The 6,739-nt window shown below is 73.3% G+C and carries 5 protein-coding genes and 2 pseudogenes; 1 reads left to right on the top strand and 6 read right to left on the bottom strand.

From position 1 onward, the window contains the following. Nucleotides 1-480, bottom strand: a pseudogene (locus AXW62_RS18350) (hypothetical protein); the annotation flags it as partial. A gap of 312 nt (nucleotides 481-792) precedes the next feature. Beyond that, the gene (locus AXW62_RS18345; RefSeq protein ID WP_060945479.1) at nucleotides 793-1,431 is read right to left on the bottom strand and encodes a TetR family transcriptional regulator; all 639 of its coding nucleotides are present in this window, start codon (nucleotides 1,429-1,431) and stop codon (nucleotides 793-795) included. Between the two features lie 88 nt (nucleotides 1,432-1,519). Here AXW62_RS18345 and AXW62_RS18340 point away from each other — a divergent pair, with 88 nt between their 5' ends. After that, complete coding sequence (locus AXW62_RS18340; protein ID WP_060945478.1) at nucleotides 1,520-3,025, top strand: FAD-dependent oxidoreductase; 1,506 nt, start codon at nucleotides 1,520-1,522, stop codon at nucleotides 3,023-3,025. A 3-nt stretch (nucleotides 3,026-3,028) separates the two neighbouring features. Here the strand turns inward: AXW62_RS18340 and AXW62_RS18335 are convergent, their stop codons facing one another. The 4 genes and pseudogenes from AXW62_RS18335 to AXW62_RS44005 all read right to left on the bottom strand — a co-directional run. After that, the gene (locus AXW62_RS18335) at nucleotides 3,029-3,829 is read right to left on the bottom strand and encodes a LuxR C-terminal-related transcriptional regulator (protein ID WP_079115678.1); all 801 of its coding nucleotides are present in this window, start codon (nucleotides 3,827-3,829) and stop codon (nucleotides 3,029-3,031) included. Between the two features lie 620 nt (nucleotides 3,830-4,449). After that, nucleotides 4,450-5,724 carry an ATP-binding protein gene (locus AXW62_RS18330; protein WP_060945477.1) on the bottom strand — a complete coding sequence of 425 codons (1,275 nt, stop codon included), beginning with the start codon at nucleotides 5,722-5,724 and terminating at the stop codon, nucleotides 4,450-4,452. A 205-nt stretch (nucleotides 5,725-5,929) separates the two neighbouring features. Next, nucleotides 5,930-6,112, bottom strand: a complete 183-nt coding sequence (locus AXW62_RS18325; protein ID WP_060945476.1) for a hypothetical protein — start codon at nucleotides 6,110-6,112, stop codon at nucleotides 5,930-5,932. 194 nt (nucleotides 6,113-6,306) lie between these two features. After that, nucleotides 6,307-6,739, bottom strand: a pseudogene (locus tag AXW62_RS44005) (hypothetical protein); the annotation flags it as partial.

Below are 6,739 nucleotides of genomic sequence, written 5' to 3'. Positions count from 1 at the left end.
TGCGAGCGCCGGAGCGGGCGCAGGTGCGGGCGCGGGCGCCGGAGCGGGCGCCGGAGCGGGTGCGGGTGCGGCCGGGGACGACTCCGGCGCGCCATCGCCGCGTATGAACGCCCCCCACCACGCGTCGTCCCGTGCCGTCCGCGAGAAGAACGTACGGGTCACCCAGCGCGCCCCGTCCTCCGTGATGACGTGCTCCCGGACGCGCCGCAGGTATCCGGCTTCGGACAGCTTCCGCAGCGCGGTGCCGCAGGCCATCTGGCCGTAGTCGAGAAGGGACTTGGCGAGCGTCTTGGCGTCAATCGCGGAACCGTCCGGTAACCGGTCGATGTACGCGGCGATCGACGCCTCACGCTTGGGCAGGTGTGCGAAGTCGTCGGCGCGACGGGGGGATTGGCCGGGTGCGCTGCGCTTGCCGTAGCCGGGGTTGGCCAGGGGGTGTGCGGAAGCGTGCGGGGCAACGCTACAGTCGGCTGAAGCCATGAGATCGAGGTCCTGTCGATCTTGTAGGTCAGGCCCCGGAATTGGTGTTGGCGCACCGCCGGGGCCGTTCATTTGTCGCTGCGAACGCTAGACGCTGGCCACCGCGCGTGGCAAGCCGGTCACATTATGTGCATGGGAGGGTGGGTGGGTTGTTCCAACCCACCCGTTCCTTGGATAGATCGCTCGACTCCCGGCGCCCGGAGCTCAAGCGCGGCTGACGGCCGCGAAAGCCATGAACTCCCCCGGATATCGGGGGCGTGGGTGGGTTGGCTGGTTGGGGCCCGGCCCTGAGCTTCGAGCCCCGGACCGTGGTCAGCCGACCGTCGCGAGGCCGTTCGCCAGCAGGGCGAAAGCCCGCTCGGCGGAGCGGGCCGCGTCCGGGTAGCGAGCGTCGGCGGTCTCGCCGGATATCAAGCGCTCGAAGTTCTCCATGGACAGCGCCCATTGGACGGCGATGATCTGGACCGAGGCCATACGGGCGACGAGCTCCGGCGCGTCGGTGGTGTCGCACAGGGCCTCGGTGAGGGCGCGTTCTCCGCCCGCCCTGAAGCGCTGCATGCGATCGATCAGGGCGGGGGTCCGGAAGATCAGCTGGGTGAGCTCCCGTATCTGGGGCATGTCGTTGAGCCCGGTGATCGGATCGCGGCGGCGCAGGCCGTCGAGGAAGTGGTCGCGCAGGGCGTCCAGCGGGGCGGTGTGCGCGGGGCGGGCGCGCACCACGCGGGCGGATTCGGTCTCGTGGTCGGCCATCCGGTGCACCACGAGGTCTTCCTTGGTCGGGAAGTACGCGAACAGCGTGCGCTTGGAGACCTCGGCGGCCTCGGCGATCTGGGCGACGGAGACCTCATTGAAGCCGCGTTCGACGAAGAGGGTGATCGCGGCGTCCGAGATCGCGTCACGGGTCCGCTGCTTCTTGCGTTCACGCAGGCCGGGCCGGCTCTCGGTCGTCACACGCCCACGTTACCCCACCACCCTGCACTTGGAATAGTTCTGCACTTGGTGTACTTATCTACCGAGTGCAGAAACGAGGGAGGGCGAGATGGAGTCGATCGAGACCGAGGTCGTGATCGTGGGGGCCGGGCCGACCGGGCTGACGCTGGCGTACGAACTGGCGCTGGCCGGAGTGGAGACCCTGGTGCTGGAGAAGCTGACGGAGCGCCTCCAGCAGGTGAAGGGCGGGGCGATCCAGCCCCGTACCGCCGAGATGCTGGAGCTGCGGGGGCTGCTGGAGCCGATGCTGCGGCGGGCCATGCCGCGCGGGCCGGTCGGCGGACACTTCGCGATGCTGCCGGTGCCGCTGGACAACACGGTGTGGGACACCCGTTTCCCGTCCCCGATCGGGCTCCCCCAGTGGGAGATCGAGGAAGTGCTGGAGGAGCGGGCGACCGCCCTGGGCGCGCGGATACGGCGGGGAGCGGCGGTGACCGCCATCGAGGCGGACGACGACGGGGTGAACGTCACGGCGGACGGCGGTACGCGGGCGCGGGCGCGGTATGCGGTGGCGTGCGACGGGGGCCACAGCACGCTCCGTAAGAAGCTCGGCATGCCGTTCCCCGGGCGGTCCGGGACGTATCTGGCCGTGCTCGCCGACATCCGGCTGTCCTCCGTGTCGGAACTGGTGCCACGGGAGTCGGGACACATCAGCACCCTGACGCGGCGGGCGAACGACTACTGGGCGATGCTCGTCCCGCTCCGGGACGATCGCTACCGGCTCACCTACGGGTACTACGGATCCGAGGAGCGTCCGGAGGCCACCCGGGACACCCCCGTCACCGAGGCGGAGATCTCCGCCGCGCTGCGGGCCGTGTACGGCGCGGAGACGGTGCTCGGCGGGGTGGACAACGCCTCGCGGTTCAGCGACGCGACCCGGCAGGTGGAGCGCTACCGGACGGGCCGGGTGCTGTTCGCCGGGGACGCCGCGCACATCCATCCGCCGCTGGGCGGGCAGGGGCTGAACCTCGGCGTGCAGGACGCGTTCAACCTGGGCTGGAAGCTGGCCGCCACCCTGCGCGGGCGGGCCCCGGCCGGGCTGCTGGACAGCTACCACGCCGAACGGCACCCGGTCGCGGCCGGGGTTCTGCGCCACACCTCGGCCCAGCGGGTGCTGGCGGACGTGCGCCCGGACAGCGAGGACGCGGCGGCCCTACGGGACATCTTCATCGACCTGATGCGGCTGCCGGACACCAACCGGTACCTGGCCGGGCTGATGTCCGGGCTCGCGCTGCGGTACGAGATCCCCGGAGCCCGCCATCCGCTGGCCGGGCAGCGGGTGCCGGACGCGGAGCTGGTCACCGCGTCCGGGACCGCCCGGCTGTCGTCGTTCTTCGGCGCGGGGCACGCGGTGCTGCTGGACGTGGGCGGGCTCGTCCCGGACGGCGTACGGCTGCCGGGACACCTCGACCTCGTACGCGCCAAGTCCCCGGCCGACCTGGGCGCGGGCGCGCTGCTGTTCCGGCCGGACGGCTACGTCTGCTGGGCGGCGGACGACGCCGCCGCGTGCGAGGAGGGGCTGCTCGCGGCGGTCGCCGCCCACCTGGGCGGATGATCCTCAGACCAGGCGGCGGGCCGTCGCCCAGCGGGTGAGTTCATGACGGTTGGAGAGCTGGAGCTTGCGCAGCACCGCCGAGACGTGGCTCTCCACCGTCTTCACCGAGATGAAGAGCTGCTTGGCGATCTCCTTGTAGGCGTAACCGCGTGCGATCAGGCGCAGCACCTCGCGCTCGCGCTGGGTGAGCCGGTCCAGGTCCTCGTCCACGGGCGGGGCGTCGGTGGAGGCGAAGGCGTCGAGGACGAAACCGGCGAGGCGGGGCGAGAAGACCGCGTCGCCCTCGGCGACCCTGAAGATCGCGTCGACCAGGTCGGTGCCGGTGATGGTCTTGGTCACGTAGCCGCGGGCACCGCCGCGGATGACCCCGATGACGTCCTCGGCGGCGTCCGAGACGGAGAGCGCGAGGAACCGCACCGGGCGGTTCTGGTCGGCCATCATCGAGGCGCTGCGGCGCAGCACCTCGACACCGCCCCCGCCGGGAAGGTGGACGTCGAGCAGCACGACCTCGGGACGGGTCGCGGTGATCACGGTGACGGCCTGGTCGACGTCGGCCGCCTCGCCGACCACCTCGACGCCGGTCCGGGCCGTGTCCCCGATCTCCGCCTGCACCCCGGTGCGGAACATGCGGTGATCGTCGACCAGCACGACGCGCACGCGGCGGGGCGCCCCGGTGTCGTCCGGCCCGGCGCCGTCCGCCCCCGCCGCTGCGGGCGCGGGCACGCCACCGGCCGGACCCGGCACGCCCGCGGCGTCCACGGCGCCGGTGCCGCCCGTGGTGCCCGTGCCGCCCGTGGCGCCCATGGTGCCCGTGGCGCCCATGGTGCCCGTGGCGCCCATGGCGCCCACGCTGCCCATGGCGTCCGTGCCACCCGTGCTGCCCATGGCGCCCATGCCGCCCGTGCCGCCCGTGCCGCCCATGGCGTCCGTGGCACCCATGGCGCCCATGCTGTCCGTGGCGCCCATGCCACCCATAGCGCCCATGCCGCCCGTGCTGCCCATGGCGTCCGTGCCACCCATAGCGCCCATACCGCTCGTGGCGCCCGTGCCGCCCTTGCTGCCGGGCACGGAGGCGTGACCGGGCCCACCCGGCGCGGGACTGCCGCCCGCCGCCGGGGCGCCGCTCGCCGTGGGAGCGCCACTCGCTGTGAGGGAACCACCCGCAATGGGGGAGCGAGCCGCCGATGGGGCGCCGCCCGCCGTGGAAACACCACCCGACACCCGCGAACCGCCCAGCGCCGGGGCACCACCCACCAGGGCACCACCCACCAGGGCGCCCCCCGCCACCGCGGCACCCCCCGCCGTGGGGACGCCGCCGAGAGGCGCCGTGGGAGGCGGCCCCCCGGCGGCGGGGCTGCCTCCGCCGGGCGCGGCCAGGGCTCCCCCGCCGCCTGGGTTACCGGCCGGCAGGCCGTACGCCTCGGTCATGTCGTCGCCGCCCTCTCCATCTCCAGCTCCACTTCCGTGCCCCCGTCCGGGGCCGATCTCAGCCGGGCCGTGCCGCCGTTCCGCTGCATCCGGCCGATGATCGACTCGCGCACGCCCATCCGGTCCTCCGGCACCGCGTCCACGTCGAAGCCGGGGCCGCGGTCGCGCACGGAGATGAACACGCTGGCCCCCTCGACCTCGGCGAAGACCTGGACGGCCCCGCCGTCGCCACCGTACTTGGCCGCGTTGACCATCGCCTCGCGCGCCGCCTGTATCTGTGCGCCCAGTCTCTCGTCCAACGGGCAGTCGCCGACCACCACCACCTCGATCGGGACGCCGTGGTGGTCCTCGACCTCCGCCGCCGTCTTCTTCACCGCGTCCGCGAGGGTGTCCGGCTCCTCGGCCTCCTCCTTGCCCGTGCCCTCCGGCCGGTAGAGCCACGCGCGCAGCTCCCGCTCCTGGGCGCGGGCCAGCCGGGCCACCTCGCGGGGGTCCTCCGCGTTGCGCTGGATCAGGGTCAGGGTGTGCAGCACCGAGTCGTGCACGTGGGCCGCGACCTCCGCCCGCTCCTGCGCGCGGATACGCATCAGCCGCTCCTCGGAGAGGTCCTGCGTCATCCGCACCACATAGGGGCCCACCAGCAGCGCGATACCGACCAGGACGGCCAGGGCCGCCTGCAGTACGGCCCCCAGGTGCCTGGCCGAACCCTGGAGGACGACGATCCCGGACACCCCGGCGGCCACCAGCACCACCCCCGCGGCGGCTCGGGCCAGCGGCAGGACCCGCTTGCTGCGGCTGAGCTCGACCCACTGGGCGCGGCGGGCGTTGTCCGCCTGGCGCCAGAAGAGGGCGACGCCCGCGCCGATGAGGAGGAGCGGCCAGATGTAGGTGTTGGCACGGCCGAGGTGGAAGCCCTGGATGAAGATCCCCATGCCGACGAAGAGGGCGACCAGGGCGATGATCTGGCCCCGCTCCGGCCTCCGGGCCAGGATCCGGCGGCGGCCGTCGGGACCCACCGCGGTGAACGGGCGGGTGGTCGTCTCCACACCGCCGACGCCGAGCGGGACGATGAACCAGAAGAGCGCGTAGACGAGCGCGCCGAACCCCTCCGCCAGGAACAACGCGACGAAGACGATCCGCACCCAGGAGACCGGAAGCCCGAGGTGCCCCGCCAGCCCCCGGGCCACACCGCCGAGGAGACGGCCTTCGGCACTGCGGTAGAGCTTGCGCGGGGGTGGCTCGGGGGTCGTGGGGGGCACGGCGGCGGTCATGGCTCGATCGTCACACGCCCGCCCGACAACGGGCATCAGGGTCGCCCCTGATCGTTCCCCGACCCGGGCCCCGGGCTCGTTCCCCGACCCTGGCGGGGGCGGGCCCCGCCCCGCACCCCGGGCCAGCTCCCCCGGTCGTCACCCGCCCCTCGGTCGTCAGCCGCTCCCTCAGCCGTCGCCCGCCCCCCGGTCGTCACCCGCTTCGTCAGTCCTCCGGCGTCGCGCGGCGCGATCGGCGGCGCAGGAGGTAGCTGAGGGTCGAGGTCATGGCCGCTACGCACAGACCGCACAGGAGAGCCGAAAGGGCGATCTCCGGGCGGACGTCCCACTCACCGGCCGCGTCCATCCCGTACGCGACGGCCACGCCCAGGATCACCAGGCCGGCCACCAGTTTTCCCGGCTCGAACGCGTGGCGGGACCGATCGGAAGCCGTATGGCCGAGCGGACGGCCAGGCGCAGGACCCAGCGGGCGACCAGACGAGTGGCCGAACGAGTGACCGAAGGAACGGCCAAAGGAACGCCCGAAGGAACGGCCCAGAGAACGACCTGAACGGCCGAAGGAAGGCCCGACAGAACCGCGCCTCATGATCGCTTCACCTCCACAGCGCCCAGCCCGACCTCCAGCTTCAGCGAGACCGTGCCCTTCGCCCCAGCCCCGGTGCCGCCCGCCCCGGTCCCGCCCCCGGTCCCGCCCCCGGTCCCGCCCCCGGCCCTGCCCCCGCCCACCGGCTCCAGGGTGACCTCGCGCTCCCGCCCCGCACCGACGTCGACGTTGTCCTTGCCCTTCTTCTCGCCCGGAAGCCAGATGTCGCCGAGCCCCACCTCGATGTCGAGCTTCACCCGGACGTCCCGCGGGACCGTCACGGTCAGCTTGCCCACGCCCACCTCCACCCGGCTGGAGACGGTGCTGCCCGGTTCCAGCGGCAGGCGGTCCAGCTTCAACTCGGCGACGCCGCCGCCCAGCTCGTAGAGGCCGTGCACGGAGGTCGCCGCGGTCGGAGCCCAGGTGCGGCGG

Source organism: Streptomyces hygroscopicus subsp. hygroscopicus, from assembly GCF_001553455.1.
GTDB lineage: Bacteria > Actinomycetota > Actinomycetes > Streptomycetales > Streptomycetaceae > Streptomyces > Streptomyces hygroscopicus.
This window is presented reverse-complemented; position numbering and strand designations above follow the sequence as displayed.

Coding starts and splice junctions, on each gene's coding strand:
- AXW62_RS18330 (WP_060945477.1), bottom strand. CDS start 5,724: ATGACCGCCGCCGTGCCCCCCACGACCCCCGAGCCACCCCCGCGCAAG.
- AXW62_RS18335 (WP_079115678.1), bottom strand. CDS start 3,829: ATGGGCGCCACGGGCGGCACGGGCACCACGGGCGGCACCGGCGCCGTG.
- AXW62_RS18340 (WP_060945478.1), top strand. CDS start 1,520: ATGGAGTCGATCGAGACCGAGGTCGTGATCGTGGGGGCCGGGCCGACC.